Origin of the sequence: Clostridium acidisoli DSM 12555 (assembly GCF_900176305.1) — a bacterium.
GTDB classification, from domain to species: Bacteria; Bacillota; Clostridia; order Clostridiales; family Clostridiaceae; genus Clostridium_I; species Clostridium_I acidisoli.
Window position 1 is genome coordinate 680275 of the sequence record NZ_FWXH01000002.1, and the last position, 26129, is coordinate 706403.

A 26129-nucleotide genomic window follows, 5' to 3' on the forward strand; every position below is an offset into this window, starting at 1 on the left:
GATATTTTTTAATAATAAAAAAACACTAAGTTATAAACCTAGTGTTTTCAATGGCGCGAGCACGCCTGTAAGCCGAGTTCTGTATTTGACAATCATCTATCTAGGCCTAATGTTACCATATAGGCTCAAGCGATTCACCCGAAGACGGAACGGGCAATTCCATTATGTCTTCCTATTCGATCTTGCTCCAGATGGGGTTTACATAGCCGCAAAGTCGCCATTGCGCTGGTGAGCTCTTACCTCGCCTTTCCATCCTTGCTAGTATAGTTAAAAACTACCTTTAGCGGTATATCTCTGTTGCACTTTCCTTAGAGTCGCCTCCACCGGGAGTTACCCGGCACCCTGCCCTATGGAGCTCGGACTTTCCTCTCCTGCAAAAGCAGCAGCGATTGTCTGGTTTACTCGCAAGAACAATAATATCATAATATTTATTAAAAATCAATTGTTATTTTGCTTTTTTTAAAGCTTTCTTCGAGGCTTTGTCTTCATCTTGTACTAATATTCGTCCACAATTGTCACAATATACCAGCTTGTCTTTTTTTATAAATCCATCTAGTGTAACTGCAGACACCTTCATTTTACATCCACCACAGATACCATTACTTAATTTTACTACTGCTTCTTTCTTTTCTTCATATTTAGAATAAAATACATCTATATATTCCTTTGGTATTATATTTTTTAATTCTTCTATTTTTTTATTTGCTTCTGCAAGATTTGATTTTGCACCTTCAATTTTTTCACTGGTATCTTTTTTGTAAATATAAAAGTTATTTTTTACATTTATTAGTTCCATTTTCAAATTTTCTATATCTAGCTTTAGTTTTTCTTCTTTGTCTAAAAGTTCAATGGCATTATCTTCAACTAATCTTAACTTATCCTTGTTGTTTTTTATTTTGTTTTGTTGTATATTAATTGACTTCATGTCATTTGAAAATTTATTATATAAGTCATATTCATCTTCATCTATTTTAGCTTTTAATTCTTTAAGTTTCATGCTAATAGATGTATATTCATGTTTTAAGTCCTTAAGCGCTTTTATCTTTTCATTGTAAGCATTTTTACACTCTTCAAATTCCTTTTTCATCTTTTTTAGTAGGTATAAATGTGATCCATCTTTTATTATCATTTTATTCTTTTCAATACTGTTATAGCAACTCTGTAGTTCATACAACAACTTCATATTATCCATATTAACTTCCTCCTTAAATTTACAACAAATGAACTTTTGTGCAAAGGCTTTTGGGTAAAATTATTTATCTATATAAACAAAACGAAGTAGAAATAGTATTTACACTATTTCTACTTCGTCTTGTATGGATCTGATATTTTTCTTGATATAATTATATCATTTTTTTGTCCTAAAGCATTTATCTCAACTTCTATTTTTTTCGAAAACTGTACAAATGGCGTCCACTCCGTTGCAAAATGACCAGCATCAATTATAGCTAAATTTTGTTCTCTATAATCACTTGCATAGTGATAGGACACATCCCCTGTTATTACACAATCTGCCCCTTGTTCTTTGCATAGGGAAAGAAAGTCGGTGCCACTTCCATTTACTACTGCCACAGTGTTTACCGGCATGTTTTCGTCTCCAATATATCTTAATTTACTGATTTTAAGTTTGTTTTTCACCTCTGAAATAATAACTTTTAATGTTTTTTCTTCATTGAGTTTTACAATTCTTCCTATGCCACTTTTTCCATCATCAAAACCTTTTACTACGGATTTTTCAATTACTTCCCCTTTAGGAAATCCTAATGATGTTATTAAAATGTCACAAAGTCCTCCATTTAATGAATCCAAATTGGTATGGCTAGAATATAAACTTATATCATTTTTTATAAGTTCAATGATTTTTTTACCTTGTAAAGTTTCAGTTGTAATTGATGATGGCTTATTAAAAAGTAATGGATGATGTGTAAATATAAAATTACAATTGTTTTCTTTAGCTTCATTTATAACTTCAAGTGTGCAATCTAATGCAACCAAAATTGAACTTACTTTTTGATCTAAATTTCCAACCATAAGCCCTACATTATCAAAATCTTCACTTAATATTTTGGGAGTTAACTTTTCAATAATAGAGCATAAGTCTTTTACCATTAAAGCCATCCTAGCATCTCCTTAAGTTTTACAATCTTTTGATTTAGATTATTTTTCCTTATTTTTGCCATGTCACCATCGTCTTTTATGTTATTAAATATTTTATCATACTTTTCGATTTTAAAAAAGATGTATTCTTTAACAAGTGGATGTTTTTTTTCCAATAATACCTTACTTATCTCACAATATATGTTATCTAAGTGCTTTACCTTGTTAGAATATCTTATTTTTATTAATTCATAATATTTGTTTTCATCTCTACATAAATCTTCGTCTATTATTTCATATCCTTTTTCATTTATGTATTTTCTAAGCACCTCTGGATTTTGAACAGGCTGCAATACTAAATAATTTAAACTTTTAAAAACTTCCATGCTGTCCTCTATTATATCCCTTATCAAATTACCGCCCATTCCAGCTATAACCGCTGCATTAACTTCATTAGGAACAATTGTAGTAAGTCCAGGGCCAAGCCTACATTCAATAGCTTTGTCCTCATTCTCCATTGTAATATTTAATTTTGCCTTCTTAACCGGTCCTTTATTTATATCTGAAGCTATAGCTTTTGTGCAGATTTTATTTTTTATTAAATAAATAGGTAAATATGCATGATCGGTGCCTATGTCAGCTATACTGTCACACTTATCTACCATATTTGCTATACACTTTAGTCTGTCACTTATGTCCATTATGTTCTCCTTTATAAAAATTTCATTAGTATTTTTTGCTGAATAATTAAAAATATTATTATTATAGCCAAAGAAAAATAGATGTATTTATACGCAGACTTTTTATAATATTTTGCATTTAAATGTGCTGCGTAATACATACAGAAAAATAATGCCATATTCAGAAGACCATATTCAATTTGTTTAAATACAAAATCTCTACTTGTGCCCATAACTGTTGGCTGAAATTTAACATTAAATGATAGCGGCATAGACTTTGGAATAAAACCTCCATAATATAAATATATTGGCCTAACTAAAAAGATTATTATAAATATACTTACTAAAAAAAATGGTATTCTAAAATAATTGTCTTTATATAATTTTTGTACTTTTTTATTTTCTACCACTATTTCATCATTTTTAATTCCAAACTTTTTAAGCTCATTCTCAAATTCCGAATAATCCTTAGGTGAAATTCCGTAAACTTCATTTCCTGTTTTTATATAAAATATGTTTTCATTCCAAGTTACATTCATATTTACTACTCCAATGTTACTGAAAACACATCTTCCTACAGCAAATCTCTTAACACCATAACCACTAAGTTTTATAGCATTAATGTCTCCGCTTTTTTTGGTATACCTATCCAAATCACAAAGCAAGATTTTAATCTGTTTTAATCCAAACATGCTGGTTATTTTCAGCATCTCTTCTCCAATTTCATAGTTTAAAGTTGCAAATTGTAAAATATAATAAAGTTGATATATATTAAATATAACTAAAAACATCCTTAAGAATAAATTTAATACATAATCATTTGCAAATACTGAGGTTATTATAACCAAAACATCCGCTATTAAAGTCAATAATATTATAAATATACTTCCATTTATCCTCTTCATTGGTTTAAATCTTTTCACATTCTCACCTTCTAACAAATTCATTATAGCAAATCTGATAAATAATTAATAGCTAAATAGAGCTTTTTATAACAATCCACAAAAAGCTAAAGCTCAACTTTTTGTTAGTTGAACTTTACTTTAGTTTAATTATTGTATTGTTTCAAAATTAAAATTTTGTGATTTTAAATATTCTATTACTTGTGGCAACGCTTGTACAGTATTTGTCTTCACTTTAGTATCATGCATTAATATCACTACAACATTTTTACCTTGTGTATATTTTTTTATGTTATTTAAAAGCACTGGTACTGGCGGATTATTACTGTCTGCATCTCCAGTTTCATCGTTCCAATCCAGATATCTATAACCTGCTTTTGTTGCCTCTTCCCTAAAGGGTTGCAACCTTGGTCCAAAAGATCCACCTGGAAATCTAACAAGTTTTGAATCGTATTTTTTCCCTATTATTGATTTTAAAATATCGTCACATCTATCTAAATCCTTAACAAAGTTTTCAGGTCCCTCTTTGTAGTTTAATTGATGACTATAAGTATGATTTCCAACAACTTCCCCATCTTCAACTTCTTTTTTTACAAGCTCTGGATGTTTTTCAGCATTTGATCCTATTAAAAAAAAGTTAGCTTTTATTTTATTTTGATCTAAAATTTGTAATATTTGTATTGTATTTGTTGACGGACCATCATCAAAAGTTAAATATGCTACTTTTCTACCATCAGTTCTCTTTATATTCCAAGGTGCCACTTCTCCTGGTGTTAAAACTTTATTTTCTTTTGGCAGCAAACTTTCTCTTCTATCCATTATTTTCTTTAGTTTTTCCTTCTTTATTCTGGCATCCTCTAAAGCTTTGGCTTTATTTTTACTATCCATTGCCATTTTATTATTAATAATAAAAACTGCAGACAATACAACGACAGCAATTATGGAAAAGGTTATTATTATTGTTTTTTTCGTCATTTTTTTGTTTTCTTTTTTATTATAATTCAACATAATATTATTCTCATCCCCAAATATATTAATAATTTTAATACCTAATACAGTATACCCTATAGTTTTTACCCCTTCAAGTATAAAAAAAATGGATATGTTAAAGTTATTTAACATATCCATTTGCTATATTCTAATCAAGATAATCTTTTAGTTTTTTACTTCTACTTGGATGTCTCAATTTTCTTAAAGCCTTTGCTTCAATTTGTCTAATTCTTTCTCTAGTTACATTAAATTCTTTACCAACCTCTTCAAGTGTCCTTGCTCTACCATCATCAAGACCAAACCTTAATCTAAGTACTTTTTCTTCACGAGGAGTTAATGTATCTAATACATTTATAAGTTGTTCTTTTAACATGGTGAATGCTGCTGCTTCTGCTGGTGCAGGTGCATCATCATCGGGTATAAAATCACCAAGATGACTATCTTCTTCTTCTCCTATTGGTGTTTCAAGAGAAACTGGCTCCTGTGCAATTTTCATTATTTCTCTAACTTTATCAACTGGCATTTCCATTATCTTTGCAATTTCTTCAGCCTGAGGTTCTCTTCCAAGTTCCTGTAGTAGTTGTCTTGAAACTCTTATTAATTTATTTATAGTTTCTACCATGTGAACTGGTATTCTTATTGTCCTTGCCTGATCTGCTATAGCTCTTGTAATTGCCTGCCTTATCCACCAAGTTGCATAAGTACTAAATTTATACCCTTTTCTATAATCAAATTTTTCTACTGCTTTTATAAGTCCAAGATTACCTTCTTGTATTAAATCCAAGAATTGCATTCCTCTTCCAACGTATCTTTTTGCAATACTAACCACAAGTCTTAAATTTGCTTCCGCTAATTTTTTCTTTGCAATTTGATCTCCCTCTTCTATTCTCTGAGCTAAAGAAATTTCTTCATCTGGTGAAAGAAGTGGGACTTTACCAATTTCCTTTAGATACATTCTAACTGGATCATCAATTGCAATTCCCTCTGGAATTGACAAATCTAATTCCTCTTCCTCAACCTCAATATCCTGAATATCTCCACTAACATCGATTCCCATTGATTCTAAAACTTCATATATTTTTTCTATTTGTTCAGGACTTAAATCTATGTTTTCTAGTTCATCCATTATTTCCTTATATGTCAACGAGCCCTTTTTTTTGCCCTTATCTACAAGTTTTTTTACAAGTTCCATCTTATCCACTTGAGTTTTAACACCTGAATTTTCTTTATTTACTCCTGTGCCTTTTTCTTTTTGTTCTTTTATATTTTTTTCTTTCACAGAAACATCCTCCTTTCGTTCTTATATAATGCCATTTATTTTGTCTTGAATTATATTTAGTTCTTTCACCATCTGTAGTGATTCTTCCAGTTTACCATTTGATTCATAAAATTTAATTTTATTCATAATTTCTTTTTTTGACTCCTCTAATTTGTATTTTTTAATATTTTTAATATAATCATCTATAAGTAATTTTATATCACAATCACCATTGTTAATTAATTCTTCACGTATATTTATCCATTCCGAAGAGCTGCTAGCATCATCACATTTTAATTCAATTGTTTTCTCTAGTTTTTCTCCTTGTAGATTTAAATTTTCTAAAATTATATTAAATATCTTTTTATGACTCTCCATATTAAAATCATCTATTGAAATTTTGTTTGTAATATAGGTATATGCATCTTTATCTAATGTAAGTAGCTTTAATAGCAATCTTTCAGCTTTTAAATATGCAGGTTCTATATATAATTTTTGTCCAATTTCGTCCATATTATTCATTGTTTGTAAATTATTAGTGCTTTTTCGTATTTCACCAGCTAACTGGTCGTATATTGCTTGTTCTTTAACCCCTGTAGCTTCCGCTATCTTTTTTACGTAGATATCCTTTTCTACAGGATCTAATTCCATAAGAATATCAGCAGTTTTTTTTATATACTTCATTTTCTGCTCATCATCAGATAGGTTTAGACCTTCTTCTACACTTTTTATTCTATAGTCAATAAGTGGCATAGCATTTTTAATTAATTCCTCAAAGGCTTCCCTACCATTTTTCCTTACAAACTCATCAGGATCTTTTCCTCTTGGTACTTTCAAAACTTTTACTTCAAGTCCATTATCTTTTAGTATTTTAAGACCTCTAATGGTTGCTTTTTGACCAGCTGTATCTGCATCATATGATATTATTATATTGTCTGCATATCTTTTTAATAACTTAGCTTGCGACTGGGTTAGTGCTGTTCCAAGAGACGCAACTGCATTAGTAATTCCACATTGATGAAGAGCTATACAATCCATATATCCTTCTACAATTATAAACGTTCTACTATTTTGATTCTTTAGTGCAAAATTTAATCCGTATAAATTTATTCCCTTTTTAAATAGGGGTGTTTCTGGGGAATTTAAATATTTAGGTTTTGAATCATCCATAACCCGTCCTCCAAAACCAATAACTTTCCCTCTATAATCAAACACTGGAAACATAATCCTATTTCTGAATCTATCGTACCTATTTCCTTTATCATTTTTTATTATTAATCCGTTGGTTAATAATTCTTTTTCTGTATAACCCTTTCTTAACAAATAATTCATTGCACCATGCCAATCATCAATGGCATAACCTAATCCAAATTTTCTTATTGTATTTTGTGTAATACCTCTTCTTAAAAAGTACTCATTTGCCCTTTCATTTTGTTTTAAGTTTGAGAAAAAAAATCTCGCTGCATCCACATTTAGCTTTAATAATTTTTCATTGGCATTATTTTTTTTATTATTACCACTCTCTAAAAAGTCTAAATCTATGTGAACTCTTTCAGCAAGAATTCTAACGGCATCTATAAAAGATATGTTTCTAGTCTTCATAACAAATGTTATAACATTACCTGCCTCGCCACATCCAAAGCATTTATAAATTTGTTTATCTCTAGACACACTAAATGACGGTGATTTTTCATTATGAAATGGACATAGTCCAGTATAATTTCTTCCACTTTTTTTTAGTCTTACCTTTTCAGATATTACGTCTACAATATCATTTTCATATTTAATTTTCTCAATGACATCTTCAGGTATCACTAGGACACCCCCACCTAACATTTTATTTTATTCCAAACATTTATTAATTCGACAAATTAACATAAATTCCTTCTTTTTTTTTTAAAAGATATTAAAATTTATTTATTACTACTTTTATTCTACCCAAATTCAAGGAAAGATTATTCCATTTTTTAATAAACTGTAAGCTTTGGAACATATTTTTCATTAAAAATCCATAAACAATAGTCATCGCTCATTCCAGAAATATAATCCGCTACCCCCTGGTACAATCCTTCTCTTTCAGCAATTTTTCTGTAGATTAATGGAAGTTCATTAGGATTTTTCACAAAATATGCAAAAACCTGTTCAAGTACAAATTGTGCTTTTTCCCTTTCAACTTTAAGTTTTTCACCATTGTAAATGTTTGTAAACATAAACTTTCTTAATTTAACAAGTGCATCTTCTATATTTTTACTTAACTCTACTTCAATTTTATTATTTTTAAGATTACTTAAAGTCGTGTATATACAATCCTTTACTAAAGTTCCAATCCTTTCGCCTGATGTAAACCCCAGAATTTCCAAACAATCTTTAGGTAATTCATTTTCACTTAATATTCCAGCCCTTATAGAATCGTCAATATCATGATTTACATATGCTATTTTATCACTAAATTTTACAACTTGTCCTTCTAATGTTGCTGCTTTCATTTTTTTATTTTGAAATCCACTATGATATAGTATACCATCTAAAACTTCTTTTGTAAGATTTAATCCTTTGCCTTGATTCTCTAACATTTTCAGCACTCTAATACTATTTTCATTATGCTTAAAGCCATTTGGTAAAAGTTCATTTAAAACTTGTTCACCATTATGTGCAAAAGCAACATGTCCAATATCATGTCCTAAGGCTATAGCTTCAATTAAATCTTCGTTTAACCCTATACCTTTTCCTATTGTTCTGCTAATTTGTGATACCTCAAGAGTATGAGTTAATCTAGTTCTATAGTGATCACCAAAGGTTTTTATAAAGACTTGAGTCTTATGCTTAAGTCTTCTAAAAGATTTACTATGAATGATTCTATCTCTATCTACCATAAAACATGTTCTGTTTTCATCCAGAGGTTCTTTTCTGTCTCTCCCCATTGATTTTGAAGATATAATTCCATTGGTCACAATAATTTTATTTTCCTTTTCCTCTATTATTTCCCTTATATTCATCTCAAAATCACCTTTCCTATATATTTTAATTCTATACAACTATAAAAACTCCTTCTTCTTTTTTAATTTATTTTAAACACATAATTTAAAATAAAAATCTTTATGATGTATAATACACCATTTTTATTAATATGCTTATAATGGAATTCATATACAAGGGGTATGTTATATGCACAAAACAATTGCAAATTACAAAGAAAATTTACTGTCTGAATTTGAACTAAAAAAATATATTTTAAAAGAATATAATTTAGAAGATGCTTCAATTTCTCAAATTAAGTTTAAAGATACAGACAAGCAAAGAGCTGTATATAAAATAGAACATGATAACAAATATTATTGTTTAAAAAAGGTATATTATGAGAAAGATGAATTACGTTTTGTATATTCAAGTATAGAATGGCTTTATAGATTCAATTTAAATGTACCAAGAATTTTGCCCACTGATTCAGGTAATAGATATGTGCTTTTTAATGATATGTTGTTTATTCTAACTCCTTGGATTCAAGGTGAAAAATGCAATTACGATAATTATACACATGTAATAAATTCAGCTAAAACTTTAGCTGCTATGCATATTGCTGGCAAAAACTTTTATCCAATAGCCGGTAGTAAATTACGCCAAGGTTATGATGACATATACGTTGAAATGAACAGGCATTTTAACCAGCTTTTAAACTATTCTAATCTTGCATTTAAATATGGTGATCAATTTTCAAGACTATACATCGAAAACTTTGACAATTGTATTAAACTTGCTAAGCTTTCTATAGAAAGTGCTTCTAATATAGATTTCAATTGCCTTAACAAATCACTTTGTCATTTGGATTACGTAAACAAGAACATTATATTTGATAATGATAATAATTTATGGATCATAGATTTCGACAAGTGTAAAATAGATTATTGTGTTCATGATATTTCTTATTTTTTAAGAAGAATTATGAAAAGAGAAAGTACCGATTGGAATTTAGAACTTTTAATGGATTGCCTTAAAACTTACGATAAATTTGTACCGTTAAACACTCATGAATATTGGTATATACTATCCTACTTAAGTTTTCCCCAAAAACAATGGCGTCTTTTAAGGGATTATTATAATAATATTAACATATGTAATAAAGTAGCTTTTCTAACTCTATTAGAAAAATCTATGTATACTATGGAAAACCATATCAAAACTTCTTTAGCCTTTAGGGATATTATCTTATCTATGTAGCAAAAGATTAAGGGTTTTCCTCAGAAAGCCCTTAATTTTTTTATTATTATCTTGGATTTTTTATTTGTGCTTGTGCTGCTGCAAGTCTTGCAAGTGGCACTCTAAAAGGGGAACAAGATACATAGTCAAGCCCAACTCTATGACAGAATTCTACAGAAGAAGGGTCTCCTCCATGTTCACCGCATAAGCCAAGATGAATATCAGGTCTAGTTTCTTTACCTAATTTAACTGCCATCTCAACTAACTTTCCAACTCCAATTTGATCTAATTTTGCAAAGGGATCTGATTCAAATATCTTTTTATCGTAATAGTCACATAAAAATTTACTTGCATCATCTCTTGAGAAACCAAATGTAAGCTGAGTTAAATCATTAGTTCCAAAAGAAAAGAATTCTGCTTCTTTTGCTATTTCATCAGCTAAAAGTGCTGCCCTTGGTATTTCAATCATGGTTCCAACTTTATATTTTAAATCTATACCTTCATTTTTTATGATTGAATCTGCCGTTTCTACTACAATATTCTTTACGTATTTAAGTTCTTTTAGCTCTCCAACTAATGGAATCATTATCTCAGGTTCTATATTAAAGCCTTTATTTTTTTTCACTTCAATTGCTGCTTCTATAACTGCTCTCGTCTGCATCTGTGCTATTTCAGGATAAGACACACAAAGTCTGCAACCTCTATGTCCCATCATTGGATTGAATTCATGTAAATAAGCTACTGTAGCTTTTAGCTCTGCAAAACTTATATTCATTTCATCAGCAAGTGCTTTTATATCATCGTCTTCAGAAGGCAGGAATTCATGAAGTGGTGGATCTAAAAATCTAATTGTAACCTGTCTGCCCTCCATTGCTTCATACATACCTATAAAATCTTGCTTTTGAACTGGCAGTAGTTTATCTAGCGCTTTTTTTCGTTGTTCTGTAGTTTTTGCAACTATCATCTCTCTAACTTTTGGTATCCTGTCTTCCTCAAAAAACATATGTTCAGTTCTACATAAACCTATTCCCTCAGCTCCAAATTCCACTGCTTGCTTTGCATCTTTTGGAGAATCAGCATTTGTCCTTACTTTAAGTTTTCTTATATCATCTGCCCAATTCATGAATATTCCAAAATATCCACTAATCTCAGGCGAAGAAGTTTTTATGGCTTCTCCATAGATGCTTCCAGTACTACCATCTATAGATATATACTGACCTTCTGTGTAGGTTTTTCCTTTAACATTAAATATTTTTTCCTCTTCATCTATATCTATCTCACCACAACCAGCAACGCAGCAGGTTCCCATTCCTCTTGCTACAACAGCAGCATGTGATGTCATTCCTCCTCTTACTGTTAAAATTCCTTCAGCAGCTACCATTCCCTCTATATCTTCTGGTGAAGTTTCTAGTCTTACCAGAATAACTTTTTCTCCTGCTTCATGGTGAAGTTTTGCTTCATCTGCTGTAAAATATATTTTTCCACATGCCGCACCTGGTGAGGCTGGAAGTCCTTTTGCTATTACCTCTGCTTCTTTTAATGCATTACTGTCAAATGCCGGATGAAGCAGTGAATCCAATTGTTTTGGTTCAACCCTTAAGATTGCCTCTTCTTTTGTAATAGTTCCATCATTAACCATTTCTACTGCAATTTTAAGTGCTGCTTCTGCCGTTCTTTTACCATTTCTTGTCTGCAAAAAGTAAAGTTTTCCTTGCTCAATAGTAAACTCCATATCCTGCATATCCCTGTAGTGATTTTCAAGTTTATTAGCAATGTCCATAAATTCCTCAAAACATTTTGGAAGGTCATCTTTAAGTTTTGTTATTGGTTGAGGTGTTCTTATACCAGCAACAACGTCTTCACCTTGGGCATTTATTAAGTATTCTCCAAATATCTTTTTTTCTCCTGTTGCAGGATCTCTTGTAAATGCAACTCCTGTCCCAGATGTATCTCCCATATTACCATATACCATAGCTTGAACATTTACCGCTGTTCCCCAATCCCCAGGTATATCATTAAGTCTTCGATAAACTATTGCCCTTGGATTATCCCATGACCTAAACACTGCTATTATTGCTTCAATCAACTGGGTTTTTGGATCTTCAGGAAAATTTTCACCAATCTCTTTTTTATACACATCCTTAAATTCCAATACAAGCTTTTTTAAATCTTCACTGCCTAATTCAGTGTCGTATTTAACTCCATTTTCTTTCTTTAATTTTTCAATAAGATCTTCAAATTTTCTCTTATCTATACCCATAACTACATCTGAAAACATTTGTATAAATCTTCTGTAAGAATCATAAGCAAACCTATCATTATTTGTGAGATGTGCAATAGCTTCTACTGTGCTATCATTTAGTCCTAGGTTTAAAATTGTATCCATCATTCCAGGCATAGATACTCTTGCACCTGATCTTACGGATACCAGTAAAGGATTTTCTGGACTACCAAAACGTTTACTTGTAATATCTTCCAAGGTCTTTAAAGCCTCATAAATCTGATCCCTAATATCTTCTGATATTTTTTTATCATCAGTGTGGTATTTAACACAAGCTTCTGTACTTACAGTAAATCCTTGTGGAACAGGAATGCCAAGGTTAGTCATTTCAGCTAGGTTTGCACCTTTTCCACCTAATAGATTTCTCATCTTAGCATTTCCCTCTTTAAAAAGATATACATATTTTTTACATTCCATAGTAACATCCATCCCCTTTTGATTAATTTTTTGTCTCTATACTAAAGGAAATAAATCCATTAGATCAATTAACCTAAAACGTTACCTTTATGCCTAATCTCCAAGTTTAACAAATAATTTTGTTATGTTTGTCTTTGATACCTTACCTACTATTTTATATAATTCCTTATTTCCCTCTTTAAATTTTTCGACTACTGGCAAACTATCAACTTCATGTTCAATAATTTTTTTTGCAGCCACATATGCTAAATCTTCTGTGTCTACATATATTATATTAGGCATTCTAGTCATAATTACCCCTACTGGAACTTGATGCATATCAGTGCCACCTATTGCAATTTTCAAAAAATCTTTTCTTGACACAGCGCCTACAAGGCATCCATTGTTTTCAATAAACAAAGTTCCAACATCATTTAGGAACAAATACACAATTGCATCATATACCTTAGTTTCCTCACCGGTAACTACAGGTTTGGTCATTATATCTTTTACTTTCATTTTTCTTATGTATTCATATAAAATGCTATTAGAGGGTTTTTGTGAATAAATATATCCTACTTTAGGCCTAGCTTCTAATATACCTGTCATAGTTAAAATAGCTAAATCAGGTCTTAGTGCTGCTCTTGTTACGTTAAGTTTTGAAGCAAGCTTTTCACTTGTTATTGGTGGATTTTCCTTAACTAACTTTATTATTTCTTGTTGTCTCGGTGATAATTTAATTGTAGACACCCTCTTTCTAAATCTTACAAGTTAATTATACCATTTTATGTGAAGCATTAGTACAACACTTTATATTTTTTATTATATTGTGGAACAAAATTTTTAATACGAATTGTGAAATACGGGTGAAGGGTTTTCACCTTTGCTTCGCGGTGAAAAGGCGAAGGGTCGACAGGTCGAGGTGAAGGGTTTGACGGGCGCTTTGCTGGTCAAAGGTGATATTTTTTCCGTGGGAAAAAGCTATGGATGATTTTTCTACGCCATGCTACGAAAAATCTTTGAACTTAAAATATATAATCTAAAGTATATTTACATTCATTTTTTTGACCGAAGGTCGCCAGTTTTCAATGAATAAGTATTTATTAGCATATTAAACTATTGTATAAACACCAAAGGCTACGCCTAAAAACAAAACCTACGGTTAAAATATATAGTAGAATTATCTCTAAATATTAAGACATTTAAATTCATTATTTTTCTGACGTAGGAGGAAAAATTTCCTTAGCCTTTATGGATTTATCCATAAACCCATCACCTTTTATCCGCTAAAGCAAGGATAAAACCCATAACCTCGCTTTAGCGACCCTTCACCTTTTAACGTGCGAAGCAATCGTTAAAACCCTTCACTTTGTTTTGTAATCTCTTTATATTATGACCTACTCTAATTTCCGCGTAATTAATTCTTATAAAAAAAGTCACCTCAAAATACATTAAGGTGACTTTTTTATTACTTATCTTCGTCTTTATTTTCAGTTTTTTTATCTTCTTCTACGTCTTCAAATTTCACTGTGTATTGAAAAGAATTATCTTCATCATTGTTTTTTGAAAACTTATCTTTTACCTCTTGAGCCTTGTCTTTTGCTTCTTGGGCTTTATCTTTTACATTTGAAACAGTGTTTTCTATAATTTTATTAACTACTTCTACAGTTCCATCTTCTCTAGTTATTTCTACAGTTACTTTTGTAACTACAGCTGTTATAAATATAACTGCAAGTAGTGCCGGCAATGCTACTACAAGCGCTGTTCCTGCTATAACACCAACATTTACAGGAATATCTACAAGTACTTTTTCATCTTTTTTAACTTTTATTCTTGTTACATTACCTTTTCTAATTACTTCTTTTATCCATTCAGTAAATTCTTCTTTTGTTGTGTATGTTGAATCTTTTTCATCTTGTTTATTTTTTTCAATATAAACCAATGCTTCTACTACATTTCCTTGTGTTGCTTCCAAGGCTTCTTTTGCTTCAGTGTAAGTAACACCAGTTCTTTCTCTAATAATATCAATTTTTTCTAATGTAATTTCTTCCATATTAATCATTCCTCCCTAAACTATTTAATATTTCTAAACTTTTTGGTTTTTTACCATAGCTCTGGAAAATTAAATCACTTAATATGCTGTAAATTTCATCTTTAATTTCATGATTTAAATTGACTCTATAAATCTTATCCAATTGTAATTTGGATAAAAATTTTAACGTATTAAAAGCTGCATAACTTACAAATTTACCATTATTCCTTTCACAATCAGTACAAATTGCTCCATAATATTCATAACTAATATAGTTTGAAGTATTAAGTTTTTTTCTGCACTTTACACAATGATCTGTGTTTAATCCATACCCTGTAAGATTAAGAAGTTTAATCTCAAAAGCTCTTACTAAGGTTTCAATCTCCCCTACTTCATTTTTAATAAGATAAAATGAAGTTAGTATTTCTTTAAATAATGGTCTATTACTTTCGCCCTCTACCATGGAAATGTCTATTAACTCACATAAATATGAGGCATATGAAATCCTATCTAAATCTGATAAAAATTCTTGGAAAGAATCTATTATTTCTCCTTCATTAAGGCTAAACATACTTTTTCCTTTAAACAAAGTATAATTACCAAAACAAAAATTAAGCGTGCTTGCCATGAGTTTGCTTCGACTTTTTTTAGCACCTTTAGCTATTACACTTATTTTACCAAATTTTTCTGTAAATATCCACAGAAGCTTATCATTTTCACCTATGTTTTTACTTTTTATTATTACGCCTCTACTGTTAAATATAGACAGAATATCACCTCACTATCTATATTCTTTCCTTTTTATCAAAATTAATTATTATTTTTATTTTTTTTGTATCCAAATTCATTTAGCAAAAATGGATTATCTCTCCACTCTTTTTTAACTTTAACCCAAATTTTTAATTTTACCCTATCCTGTAATAGTTTTTCTATATCCTGTGCAGCATATTTTGTTATTTTTTTAAGCATGCTTCCTTCTTTTCCTATAATAATCCCTTTATGTGAATCCTTTTCACAATATAAGTTTGCTTCTATTTTATATACACCTTTATCATTTTGTTTCATAGAACCTATATCTACAGCTATGCCATGCGGCACTTCCTCTGATAAAAGTCTTAATGCCTTTTCCCTTACTATTTCTCCAACTACAAATCTTTCTTGTACATCTGTTAGCATATCCTCAGGATAATATTGTGGTCCTTCTGGCATATTTTCTTTCATTAGTTCTATTAGCTTATCCACATTTTTACCATTAGCTGCTGATATTGGAATTATTTCTTTGAAATCAAATTTAGCTGAGTAATTCTTTAAAGTTTCTGCTACTCTTTCTCCAGTTGACTCATCTATTTTATTTAATACTAAGAAAACAGGTATATTTATATCCTTTAGCTGTTCAAGTATATATTCATCCCCTCTTCCCATTTCAACATCTGGATTTGCTACAAATATAATTAAATCCACATCCTTAAATGAGTCTGTAGCTAGTTTAACCATATATTCGCCTAACATATGTCTTGGCTTATGAATACCCGGAGTGTCTACAAACACCAATTGATACTCTTTGTCTGTTAAAATTGTCTGTATATTGTTTCTTGTAGTTTGTGGTTTGTTCGATACTATTGATAATTTTTCACCCATTATATAATTTAATAATGTTGATTTACCTACATTAGGTCTTCCTATAATCGTTATGAAACCTGATTTAAACAAATATTCTTCCTCCTTATTTTGTTAGGTCTTTACTCGTAAATGCACCTGGCAGAATTTCTTCTAAAGTTTTTACAATATAATCATTCTCGTTTTTTGCTAGAATCACACTTGTTTGTTCATTTGAAAATTCAGCTATTACTTGCCTACATATACCACAAGGATAAGTGTGAGTGCTTTCAGCTCCTATTACCGCTATAGCTTTTATTTCTTTAAGTCCGTCTGACACAGCTTTAAAAATAGCAGTTCTTTCCGCACAATTTGTTGCTCCAAAAGATGCATTTTCAATGTTACAGCCGGAATATATTTTCCCATTCTCCATTAAAACTGCTGCTCCAACTTTAAATTTAGAATATGGTGCATATGCATTTTTTCTAGCATTTAAAGCTTCAAGTATCAATTCTTTATAATCCATATTTCTTCTCCTCTTAACAAAAACAATACTGTCTATAAATTATAACACTAGTGTTACATAAAAGTATATAAATTTACTTGTACATATACCTTATTCAAATATTTTAAATAACAATATAGTCAAAAGTGTTCCAAATACTCCTCCCACTAAAACTTCGAAAATTGAATGCACTTCTGAATCTACCCTGCTTTGAGCCACTATAAGTGCTAGAAGGTAGCAAAGAATAATTACAAGCGGTTGTGGCGATATAAGTGCTATTAAAGTAGCAAGGGAAAATGATATTGCGCTGTGTCCACTTGGCATTCCACCTCTAAGCGGAGTTCCTTCTCCAAAAATTGCTTTTACTATTACAGTAGCTATACATACAATTACCAAAATTACAAATATCATATACGGATTAGAATTTTTAATTTTATATATTACAGACATTGAAATTGGCTTAACTTTATCTCCAAATATAATATAACCAACAATAACAGAATTTATTGCAGTAACAAGAACTGCTCCCGCCGCAACGTTTTTAGCTATTTTTGCCAAGGGATGATAATAATTTGCCAGCATATCTACAGCACATTCTATAGCTGTATTTACCATTTCAGCAGATATAACCATGGTTATTGAAATTGTTATTATGAGTAATTCAAGCTTGCTTAAATCCGTAAAAAAGCAAGCCGTCAAAACAACTAAAGCAGCCACCATATCTATCCTCATATTTCTTTGAGTTCTAACTGCATAAAGTATTCCATCAATTGCATAATTGAAACTATCCACTATTTTTTTTACCTTCATCTCAATTGTCACCCTTTTCAAAATAACATTCGTAAACTTTTCTATCTATTTATATTAAATTTATTTAATATTTCCTCTTCTCGTTTTCTCATAATAAGCTTATCTTCAATTTCCATATGATCATATCCTAATAAATGCAATACAGAATGTATGACTAAGTATGCACATTCTCTTATAAAAGAATGTCCAAATTCATCACTTTGTTCTTTTGCAGTCTCCAAGGAAAGTGCTATATCTCCAAGTACAAGCTTTCCGTCGTCTAGATATGCATCTGAAAATTTTGTATCTGTATATACATCTTTATAAAACTTTTTCTCTGGATATTCAAGCATTGGAAATGAAAGAACGTCTGTTACTGAATCTATGTCTCTATTTTCTTTATTTATTTTTCTTATTTCAGCATTATCAATCAAAATAACTGAGATTTCATATTCAATATTTACTCCTTCTTCTTTAAGTGCATAATCAATTAATTTACTGATTACATCTTCATTTTCTTTAGAAAATTCTATTTTTTCTTGTCTGTTATCAATTAAAATCATAAATTTATTTCTCCTTGCTTATTTGAGATTTATCCGTTGGGTATTCAATACGTTGATGATAAATACCATTTAGAGAATTTAAAAAAGCCTCTCTTATCTTGCTTAAATCTTTAAAAGTTATATCACAATTATCTAGTTGACCTTCATTAAGCCTAGCTTCTATTATATTATTAACCATTTCTTCTATTTTACCCTTGGTAGGCTCATTTATAGACCTTACTGCTGCCTCAATGCTATCTGCAAGCATTATTATTGCACTTTCCTTACTGCTCGGTATTGGTCCAGGATATCTAAAATTCTCTTCTTTTATTTCCTCAGGATTATCGCAGGAATTTTTCATTGTAATATAAAAATATTTTGCCAAGGTTGTCCCATGGTGTTCTGATATTATGTTTTGAATTACTTTTGGTAATTTATATTCCTCAGCAAGTTCCAATCCATCTTTTATATGAGATATTACAACTAAAGCACTTAAGTTTGGCGTCATTTTATCATGTGGATTTTCTTTTCCAAATTGATTTTCTTTAAAAAAATACGGCCTTCTTACCTTTCCAACATCATGATAATATGAAGCTACCCTAGCAAGTACTTGATTTCCTCCAACCTCTTCTGTTGCCGCTTCTGCAAGATTAGCAACCATAATGCTATGGTGATACGTTCCTGGTGCCTCAACTAATAGTTTTTTAAGCAGTGGTTGATTTGGATTTGAAAGTTCTAACAACTTCACTGGAGTTACAATATCAAAAACACTTTCTAAAATTGGAAGAAACCCTATAGTAAGTATGGCTGAAAAACATGCTCCCAAAAATGAAAATACAGTTATAGTTAATATATTAAGAAAATTATTACTTACAAGAAATCCAATGGAAAAAGTGAGTATGGAATTTACTAATGCAATGTAAATAGATGCATACAATATGTCATTTCTCATCTGCATCTTTTTAAGCACCATTGATGATATCAATGTACTCATTATTGCAATTAATATTAATTGTACATTAAATTCAACTACAATACTCATTAATATACAATTAAACAAGCTCATAAAGAGTGCCACTCGATCATTTAATAAAATTGTATAGAGCATTGGTAAAAATGCAAGAGGAATTAAGAATGGTGAAATTATATTTATAGTTCTTGCTAATATTAAAAAAACTATGTTAAGCAAAAATATTAATATTAGATTGCTATTAGTCTCAAATAGTTCTCTATGATATTTATATAAATAATACATCTCTATAAATAATATAATGAAATCTAATGCACCCAGACTTACATAAACATACCAATTAGAGTTTTTATTATTATTAAGAAGCCCTAAATCTGCTAAAATATCTAGTTCCTCTTTTGTTATAGGTTCTCCTTCTTTTACTATTATCTGATCCTTTTTAATAATAACTTGCGCTACTTTTTTCTTGGCATTATCCTTCATCTCATTTGTTTTATCTTGATTTATAAAAAGATTTGGCTTTATGTAATACTGTGCAATTATAGTTCCAAGTTCAATTACATCCTTATTAAATTTGGATTTCGCAAATTGATTGTTAATGTAATTTTGCGCATTTTTTATATCATAACTATTTTCTTCTCTAATGTCATTTGAATAGATTCCTTTTATTGTTTTAATAATATAATTCTGCAAACTAGTATTGTCATCATTGCTTATTGTGAGCCACGTGTTTGCTTGTGAATCACTTAAATTATAGGCTAAGGTTGTTTTTAATGATGTTATCTTTTGGTTTATATCAATGTTTTGATTTTTAATTGCATTAAACTTTTCAAAATCATTATTTAAATCTTGTTCCGATTCTGATTCAACTTCTACTTTTTTATCATATTGCTGTCCAACTGAATCGGAAGCTTCTTTTTCCCTTTCTTCAGTAGCCGTTTTATCTTCAACATCCCTTTGAGCCTTTATATCGTTTTTTGCTATTTCTCCTTCTTTCAAATTATAAGTTTTGGGCACAATTGAAGTTAGCATAATGCCATAAATTATAATAAATACGCTAGCAAAAATGAAAACCTTCTTAGTTGTTTTATTATGTAGTACATTAATAATCTTCATATATTTCACCCTTTTGTTTATATCTATTTTTCAGTATCAGCTATGTTTTCTTCTGCAGTAACAATTACTCTCACCTTACATATATTACCCTCAATATTGCTTTCTATAGATTTGTTTACCACGCTTACTGTTCTATAAAATTTTAAATTTATATCTTTATAAATCATATCTGCTGTTTTTAAAGCAAGAATTTTTGGATCTTGATTAATTTTTTTCTCTTTAAATTCATAATACATTTCCTTTTTTATGAAATTATCATCTTTTTCTATTTTATCATATTTGACAAATTTGTTTAAACTATTTTTTAAATAAAATTTTTTCCCAAATATATCAATATAGTAATTTTCAATTAAATTGCCCGTTCTAGTCTTTTTAATATATGTAATAGGTACCTCTCTTGTTTCTTCATAATAGGTTTTTGCTATAACTTCTCCATCTGCATGTACTTTATAAGTAGAACCTTCATTTCCTTGTTCCCCAACAATTAATAGTTGTCCCTTTTTTACAATGTCCCCTTTCTTCACTACAGCAGTTCCAGCCTTAGTATATATCCTATCAATTACGCCATCTTTCTTTGCAACCACGTCCCTATTTGAGGTGTCTTTAGCAGTGTTAGGTAATGCTTCTCTTTCTGCTGCACTTACTTTTAATATTGAGCCTTCAATTCTTACCCTTACCCACATTATATTTGGATTATACTCTTTTAATTTTTCTTCTACTTTATAAACATTGATATTTTTCTTAAATGTTCCTGGCATTACTCCTATATTATTAAGTTCTTCCCTTATTTCATAAGGCGCAATGTTTTTTTCCGTGTTAATTTGTATTCCCCATATATATCCGGATAAATAATATATTATGCCGGCAAAAACAAAAGCCCCTAAAACCATAGCAAGTCTCTTTTTTATTCTTATTTTTAAAAATACGATTCCCTTTCTATCAATTATTTTGATTTTACTTTTTGTCTTATGTGCTGCTTCAAGTACTATTTTGTAATCACTATAATTCACGTCAAAAATCATACTATTAATGCTCTCTTTTGTGATATTTCTTTGTATCACCCCATTCTTACATAATAAATTTATAAACCTTTCCAAGTTTTTTGATTGTACATGTATTCTCAGTACTCCATCTTTTTGTGTAAAATAATTATACTTATATCCCATTTTAGTCACCCTCGTATTCTACTGATTTTAGTTTCCCACCTAATATTATTGTTTTACCTGAAATGAATAAAATTTCAAAATTGCACCCTTTAATTACTATATTTCCAAAATTGCATTTTATCCTTATAAAATCATCATTAAATTTCAATATTCCTTGGTGGTTTTCAATTGTGATCTCCTCTTTGCCAACAACAATTATTTTTGGTATATTTAAAACAACGTCTCTTGGCATATCCAACTTATCAGCAAAACCTTCTTTAATCTTAGAAATCTTATCTTCCATAATAAAATACCTATAAAAATGCTTTCATATAAATTTATGAACTAGAGGGCTCGTAAATTACTTATTACTTAAATTTTATTATTAAAACACAAAAAAAATAAGAAGCCCGGTAATCCGGACTTCATGTATTAACTATTTACTTAAATGTTCCTTCACTAACTTGCTAACCAAACTACCATTAGCACGTCCCTTAGTTTTCGGAACAATAGCAGCCATAATTTTTCCCATATCTTTCATGCTATTAGCTTCAATTTCGCTAGCTACATCAATTATTATTTTTTTAATTTCATCTTCTGTTAACTGCTGAGGAAGGTAATTCATCAAGATTGCAATTTCCGCATTTGTTGCATCAATTAAATCTTGTCTCTTTCCTTTTTCAAATTCTACTAAAGCATCACGTCTTGACTTAACTTCTTTTGCCAAAACCTCAATAACCTTTTCGTCATCCAGTTTAACCGCTTTTGTTTTTTCAATTTGCAAAACAGCAGCCCTTGCCATACTAATTGTATTAGCCGTGAATTTATCTCTGCTCTTTAACGCATCTTTCCAATCCTGCTGTAGCTTTTCTTTAAGGGACATTATGTGTACCTTCTTTCAAAACTCTATTTAAACTTTCTTTTTCTAGCAGCCTCAGATTTTTTCTTTCTCTTAACGCTAGGTTTTTCGTAATGTTCTCTTTTTCTAACTTCTGAAAGCACTCCTGCTCTGGCACATTTTTTCTTAAATCTTCTCAAAGCATTTTCTAATGTTTCGTTTTCTCCAACTTTAATTTCTGACATCTGTATCCCTCCCTCCGCTAGTACAATTCAAATTAAAACTAGCTTCTATATGGGCTAAATAGCACATTGTTTATTATACAACATATAACTCCCAGCTGTCAATATCCTTCGCTACTTTAGCCCCTTATTTATGTTAACCCATAGGAACTTGTAATTTCTTGCCGCCTAAAATATGAAAATGCACATGTGGTACAGTCTGACCCGCATCTTCATTACAATTTGAAACTATCCTATATCCACTTTCCGATATTCCTAGTTCCTTTGTAACTTTTTTAATCACACCAAAAATGTGTCCTATTATTTCTTCATCATCTTTAGATAATTCATTTATATTAGAGATGTGCTTTTTAGGTATAACAAGCACATGTACTGGTGCCTCTGGGTTTATGTCCTTAAAACATAGTGTTTTTTCATCTTCGTACACTTTTGTAGAAGGTATCTCTCCACTTACAATTTTGCAAAACAAACAATCTTCCATGTTCTCACCTCCTCTAAGTCTATTATACAACTTTTGCTAATAAATTCCACATGTATTTATTTAATTTCTCCTATAATGTATCCATTTTCTATACTTTTCAACTTAGTATCCGCTATTTGACCTGTAAGTATACTTTGTGCTTTTGAAACTATCTTTATATAATTTTTAGTATATCCCTCATATAAAGTTTTGTTTTCCTTAAAATTATCCTCATACAATACATCCATAACTCTACCTACAAATTTACTCATAAATTTATCTTCTAGCTTTTTGTTTAGTTCTATAAGTTTCTTACTTCGAGCTTCTTTTACATTTCCATCTATTTGTTTTTGCATCGCTGCGGCTTTTGTACCTTCTCTTGGACTATACTTAAATATGTGCATTTTAGATAATTCTATTCCTTTTAAAAACTCATAAGTTGCCTTAAATTCTTCTTCTGTTTCACCTGGGAATCCAACAATTATATCTGTTGTTATTGATACATCCTTTATATGAGTCCTCAGTTCCTTTACGATTTGCTCATATTGCACAGCTGTATACTTTCTATTCATTCTCTCAAGTGTTTCATTACACCCACTTTGAAGTGAAAGATGAAAATGCGGGCAAAGTTTTTTAAGCGATGCTATTCTATTAATGACTCCATTTGTAAAGAAGGTTGGGTCAATTGATCCAATTCTTATTCTTTCAATTCCATCAATTTTATCTATTTCTTCTAACAAGTTTAACAAAGTCCAATTGCCAGCTAAATCCTGCCCATAAGAAGCTGTATGTATACCAGATAAAATTATTTCTTTAAATCCGTGAGCAGCCAATTTTTTAACTTCCGAAAGAACTTTTTCTGGTTCCTTACTACAAACCCCTCCTCTTGCATATGGAATAAGGCAATATGAACAAAATCTATTACATCCATCTTGTATTTTCAAAAATGCTCGTGTCTTATCTTGGTATTCTTCTATGTTAAGCTCCTCGAAAGCCTTATTCGTAAACACATCATTTACTGCTATTTGCTGTTTCTTTTCAATCATTGCCTTATTTACATAATATACTATCATACCTTTATTTTTTGTACCTAAAATAACATCCACACCATTTATTTCAGATATTTCTTCTGATGAAATTTGTGCATAACATCCAACTACTGCAATTATAGCTTTGTCATTTAGCTTTTTAACTTTACTTATCATTTGTCTTGATTTTCTATCACCCATATTGGTAACAGTACATGTATTTATTACATACACATCTGAAAAGTCATTATGATTTACTACTTCATAACCTTCCTTTATAAATTTTTCTGCCATAGCTTCAGTTTCATATTGATTTACTCTGCAGCCAAGTGTAATAAATGCAACCTTCATTAAATTTTTCCTCCGATATCTCCTAGTTCATACATCAAAAGTGAAGCACACACAAATCCAGCAGTCTCTGTTCTTAATATTCTTGGTCCAAGCGTAACAATTTCTGCTTTAGCCTCACTAAGTTTTTCTATTTCTTCTTCTTCGAATCCGCCTTCTGGCCCTATTATTATTGCTATACTTTTTATATCATTACTAGCTATCTTTTTAATAACAGTTTTGATTCCAACTTCTTCTTTGTTTTCATATGGAACAACTACTAAATCTACTGACTTAATCTGTTCTAGTAAACCATCAAAAGTTATTGGTTCCATAACCTTTGGTATTATACTTCTTTTACATTGCTTTGAAGCTTCTAAAGCTATTTTATTCCATCTATCTATCTTTTTAAATTCTTTTAGATCATTTTTAATTATTACTCTTTCTGTAATAACTGGTGTAATAGACATAATACCAAGTTCTGTTGCTTTTTGAACTATTAAATCCATTTTAGCTGCTTTAGGCATCCCTTGGTATAAATGAAGTTTTACAGGACTTTCATTGTTAACATCTACTTTTTCAACTATTTCGCATAAAACATTGCTTTTAGTGATTTCATTTATCTTCGCTAAAAATTCTTCACCATTACAATTATTTATATTTATTTTATCTCCATTTTTAAGTCTAAGAACTTTATAAATATGCTTTACATCATCACCTGTTATATTTATAAAATTACCATCAACACATTTTTCATCAACGAAAAATTTATGCATAAAAAAATATCTCTCCTTGTATTTCAAATTAAAGTTTTGCAACTATACAAATCCATTCGCCTTGGTTGTTTACCTCTAATATATCAAATCCACATTGTTTTAATTTGTTTACTACATCTAAAGCTCTATCTTTTATTATTCCTGATGAAATAAAGTACCCATCTTTATCTAAAAATTTGACAACATCAGGAGTTAAAAGCATTATTACATCTGCTATTATATTTGCAACTACTACGTTTGCTTTTCCTTCAATAACTTCCATAAGATTGCCATGCTTAATTTCAATGTTATCTAGATTATTGTAACTTACATTCTCCTTTGCTGAATCAACTGCAACTGGATCAAGGTCAACTCCCACTGCTTTTTTAGCCTTTAACTTTGCTGCTGTAATGGCAAGTATTCCCGAGCCTGTTCCAATATCGAAAACCGTACTATTTTCATCTACATATTTTTCTAAAGCTTGAATACACATTCTCGTTGTTTCATGTGTTCCAGTACCAAATGCCATACCTGGATCAAGTTCTACAATTAGTTCATGTTCTCTTTTATCATATTTTTCCCAAATTGGTTTTACAACAATCCTTGCTCCAACTCTTGTTGGTTTATAGTATTCTTTCCAATTATTTTCCCAATCTGCTTCATTTACTTTATTAAAAGTTACAATTCCTGCTCCCTTATTAATTCCAAATTCTTTTAAGTTATTTAAAGCCTCTTTTATATACTGAATATATCCATTAAATTTATCATCTTCTTTATAATATGCCTTAATAACTGCACCTTCTTTTACATTTAAAAGCGTTTCGTCAAAATAATCCCAATCTCCTTTATGTTTCTTTTTAAATTCTAAATCGTTTGAATCTTCTATAGAAACTCCTTTTACGTCTGTATTATATAAAATTCCATTTACAGCTTCTACAGCTTCACTGCTAGTTATTATTTTGACTTCTATCCATTCTTTATCCATG

Annotated in this window: 26 protein-coding genes and 1 other RNA gene; 1 reads left to right on the plus strand and 26 read right to left on the minus strand. The window is 30.1% G+C overall.

Annotated features, from left to right (window positions below; translation table 11 throughout):
• Positions 1 to 52 precede the first annotated feature (52 nt).
• The 9 genes from rnpB to B8978_RS03395 all read right to left on the minus strand — a co-directional run bounded on the left by rnpB (position 53) and on the right by B8978_RS03395 (position 8923).
• An RNA gene (rnpB, locus tag B8978_RS03355) (RNase P RNA component class A) lies at positions 53 to 405 on the minus strand.
• 40 nt (positions 406 to 445) lie between these two features.
• The gene (locus tag B8978_RS03360) at positions 446 to 1192 is read right to left on the minus strand and encodes a zinc ribbon domain-containing protein (RefSeq protein WP_084113860.1); all 747 of its coding nucleotides are present in this window, start codon (positions 1190 to 1192) and stop codon (positions 446 to 448) included.
• 110 nt (positions 1193 to 1302) lie between these two features.
• Complete coding sequence (locus B8978_RS03365) at positions 1303 to 2118, minus strand: Nif3-like dinuclear metal center hexameric protein (protein ID WP_084113861.1); 816 nt, start codon at positions 2116 to 2118, stop codon at positions 1303 to 1305.
• A complete protein-coding gene (locus B8978_RS03370) occupies positions 2109 to 2798 on the minus strand; it encodes a tRNA (adenine(22)-N(1))-methyltransferase (protein ID WP_084113862.1) in 690 nt (229 codons plus the stop codon). Before B8978_RS03370 ends, B8978_RS03365 begins: the two co-directional genes overlap by 10 nt.
• Before the next feature lie 11 nt (positions 2799 to 2809).
• Positions 2810 to 3700: a PH domain-containing protein gene (locus B8978_RS03375; protein ID WP_084113863.1), complete on the minus strand. Its 891-nt coding sequence runs from the start codon at positions 3698 to 3700 to the stop codon at positions 2810 to 2812.
• A 129-nt stretch (positions 3701 to 3829) separates the two neighbouring features.
• Positions 3830 to 4801: a polysaccharide deacetylase family protein gene (locus B8978_RS03380; protein ID WP_242950468.1), complete on the minus strand. Its 972-nt coding sequence runs from the start codon at positions 4799 to 4801 to the stop codon at positions 3830 to 3832.
• A 16-nt stretch (positions 4802 to 4817) separates the two neighbouring features.
• Positions 4818 to 5948 carry an RNA polymerase sigma factor RpoD gene (rpoD, locus tag B8978_RS03385; RefSeq protein ID WP_084113864.1) on the minus strand — a complete coding sequence of 377 codons (1131 nt, stop codon included), beginning with the start codon at positions 5946 to 5948 and terminating at the stop codon, positions 4818 to 4820.
• 21 nt (positions 5949 to 5969) lie between these two features.
• Complete coding sequence (gene dnaG, locus B8978_RS03390; protein ID WP_176212594.1) at positions 5970 to 7763, minus strand: DNA primase; 1794 nt, start codon at positions 7761 to 7763, stop codon at positions 5970 to 5972.
• A 131-nt stretch (positions 7764 to 7894) separates the two neighbouring features.
• A complete protein-coding gene (locus B8978_RS03395) occupies positions 7895 to 8923 on the minus strand; it encodes a deoxyguanosinetriphosphate triphosphohydrolase (protein WP_084114422.1) in 1029 nt (342 codons plus the stop codon).
• A 169-nt stretch (positions 8924 to 9092) separates the two neighbouring features.
• Here B8978_RS03395 and B8978_RS03400 point away from each other — a divergent pair, with 169 nt between their 5' ends.
• Positions 9093 to 10142: a CotS family spore coat protein gene (locus tag B8978_RS03400; RefSeq protein WP_084113866.1), complete on the plus strand. Its 1050-nt coding sequence runs from the start codon at positions 9093 to 9095 to the stop codon at positions 10140 to 10142.
• A gap of 46 nt (positions 10143 to 10188) precedes the next feature.
• Here B8978_RS03400 and ppdK read toward each other — a convergent pair whose 3' ends face one another.
• The 17 genes from ppdK to prmA form a co-directional block, all read right to left on the minus strand.
• Positions 10189 to 12819, minus strand: coding sequence for a pyruvate, phosphate dikinase (gene ppdK, locus B8978_RS03405; protein ID WP_084113867.1), 2631 nt, complete (start codon positions 12817 to 12819; stop codon positions 10189 to 10191).
• A gap of 93 nt (positions 12820 to 12912) precedes the next feature.
• Positions 12913 to 13548, minus strand: coding sequence for a transcriptional regulator CcpN (gene ccpN, locus B8978_RS03410; RefSeq protein WP_084113868.1), 636 nt, complete (start codon positions 13546 to 13548; stop codon positions 12913 to 12915).
• 718 nt (positions 13549 to 14266) lie between these two features.
• On the minus strand, positions 14267 to 14851 hold the full coding sequence (locus tag B8978_RS03415) for a DUF4342 domain-containing protein (protein WP_084113869.1): 585 nt from the start codon (positions 14849 to 14851) through the stop codon (positions 14267 to 14269).
• Position 14852: 1 nt separating this feature from the next.
• Positions 14853 to 15599 (minus strand): DNA repair protein RecO, encoded by a 747-nt coding sequence (gene recO, locus B8978_RS03420; protein WP_084113870.1) that lies wholly within the window; start codon positions 15597 to 15599, stop codon positions 14853 to 14855.
• Between the two features lie 41 nt (positions 15600 to 15640).
• Positions 15641 to 16540 (minus strand): GTPase Era, encoded by a 900-nt coding sequence (gene era, locus B8978_RS03425; RefSeq protein ID WP_084113871.1) that lies wholly within the window; start codon positions 16538 to 16540, stop codon positions 15641 to 15643.
• A 13-nt stretch (positions 16541 to 16553) separates the two neighbouring features.
• Positions 16554 to 16952, minus strand: coding sequence for a cytidine deaminase (locus B8978_RS03430; RefSeq protein WP_084113872.1), 399 nt, complete (start codon positions 16950 to 16952; stop codon positions 16554 to 16556).
• A 90-nt stretch (positions 16953 to 17042) separates the two neighbouring features.
• Positions 17043 to 17741, minus strand: coding sequence for a diacylglycerol kinase (locus tag B8978_RS03435; protein WP_084113873.1), 699 nt, complete (start codon positions 17739 to 17741; stop codon positions 17043 to 17045).
• Between the two features lie 41 nt (positions 17742 to 17782).
• Positions 17783 to 18283 (minus strand): rRNA maturation RNase YbeY, encoded by a 501-nt coding sequence (ybeY, locus tag B8978_RS03440; RefSeq protein WP_084113874.1) that lies wholly within the window; start codon positions 18281 to 18283, stop codon positions 17783 to 17785.
• A gap of 4 nt (positions 18284 to 18287) precedes the next feature.
• Entirely contained in the window at positions 18288 to 20348 is a 2061-nt protein-coding gene (locus B8978_RS03445) for an HD family phosphohydrolase (protein WP_084113875.1), read from the minus strand.
• 23 nt (positions 20349 to 20371) lie between these two features.
• Positions 20372 to 21514 carry a sporulation protein YqfD gene (gene yqfD / locus B8978_RS03450; RefSeq protein WP_084113876.1) on the minus strand — a complete coding sequence of 381 codons (1143 nt, stop codon included), beginning with the start codon at positions 21512 to 21514 and terminating at the stop codon, positions 20372 to 20374.
• Position 21515: 1 nt separating this feature from the next.
• Complete coding sequence (gene yqfC / locus B8978_RS03455) at positions 21516 to 21797, minus strand: sporulation protein YqfC (protein WP_084113877.1); 282 nt, start codon at positions 21795 to 21797, stop codon at positions 21516 to 21518.
• A gap of 132 nt (positions 21798 to 21929) precedes the next feature.
• On the minus strand, positions 21930 to 22376 hold the full coding sequence (locus tag B8978_RS03460) for a GatB/YqeY domain-containing protein (RefSeq protein WP_084113878.1): 447 nt from the start codon (positions 22374 to 22376) through the stop codon (positions 21930 to 21932).
• 23 nt (positions 22377 to 22399) lie between these two features.
• Complete coding sequence (gene rpsU, locus B8978_RS03465; protein ID WP_084113879.1) at positions 22400 to 22576, minus strand: 30S ribosomal protein S21; 177 nt, start codon at positions 22574 to 22576, stop codon at positions 22400 to 22402.
• Between the two features lie 133 nt (positions 22577 to 22709).
• A complete protein-coding gene (locus tag B8978_RS03470; RefSeq protein WP_084113880.1) occupies positions 22710 to 23054 on the minus strand; it encodes a histidine triad nucleotide-binding protein in 345 nt (114 codons plus the stop codon).
• A gap of 56 nt (positions 23055 to 23110) precedes the next feature.
• Positions 23111 to 24412 (minus strand): tRNA (N(6)-L-threonylcarbamoyladenosine(37)-C(2))-methylthiotransferase MtaB, encoded by a 1302-nt coding sequence (gene mtaB, locus B8978_RS03475; RefSeq protein WP_084113881.1) that lies wholly within the window; start codon positions 24410 to 24412, stop codon positions 23111 to 23113.
• Positions 24412 to 25164, minus strand: a complete 753-nt coding sequence (locus B8978_RS03480) for a 16S rRNA (uracil(1498)-N(3))-methyltransferase (RefSeq protein WP_084113882.1) — start codon at positions 25162 to 25164, stop codon at positions 24412 to 24414. The genes mtaB and B8978_RS03480 overlap by 1 nt, the downstream gene beginning before the upstream one ends.
• Before the next feature lie 28 nt (positions 25165 to 25192).
• Positions 25193 to 26128 (minus strand): 50S ribosomal protein L11 methyltransferase, encoded by a 936-nt coding sequence (prmA, locus tag B8978_RS03485; protein WP_084113883.1) that lies wholly within the window; start codon positions 26126 to 26128, stop codon positions 25193 to 25195.
• Position 26129 lies beyond the last annotated feature (1 nt).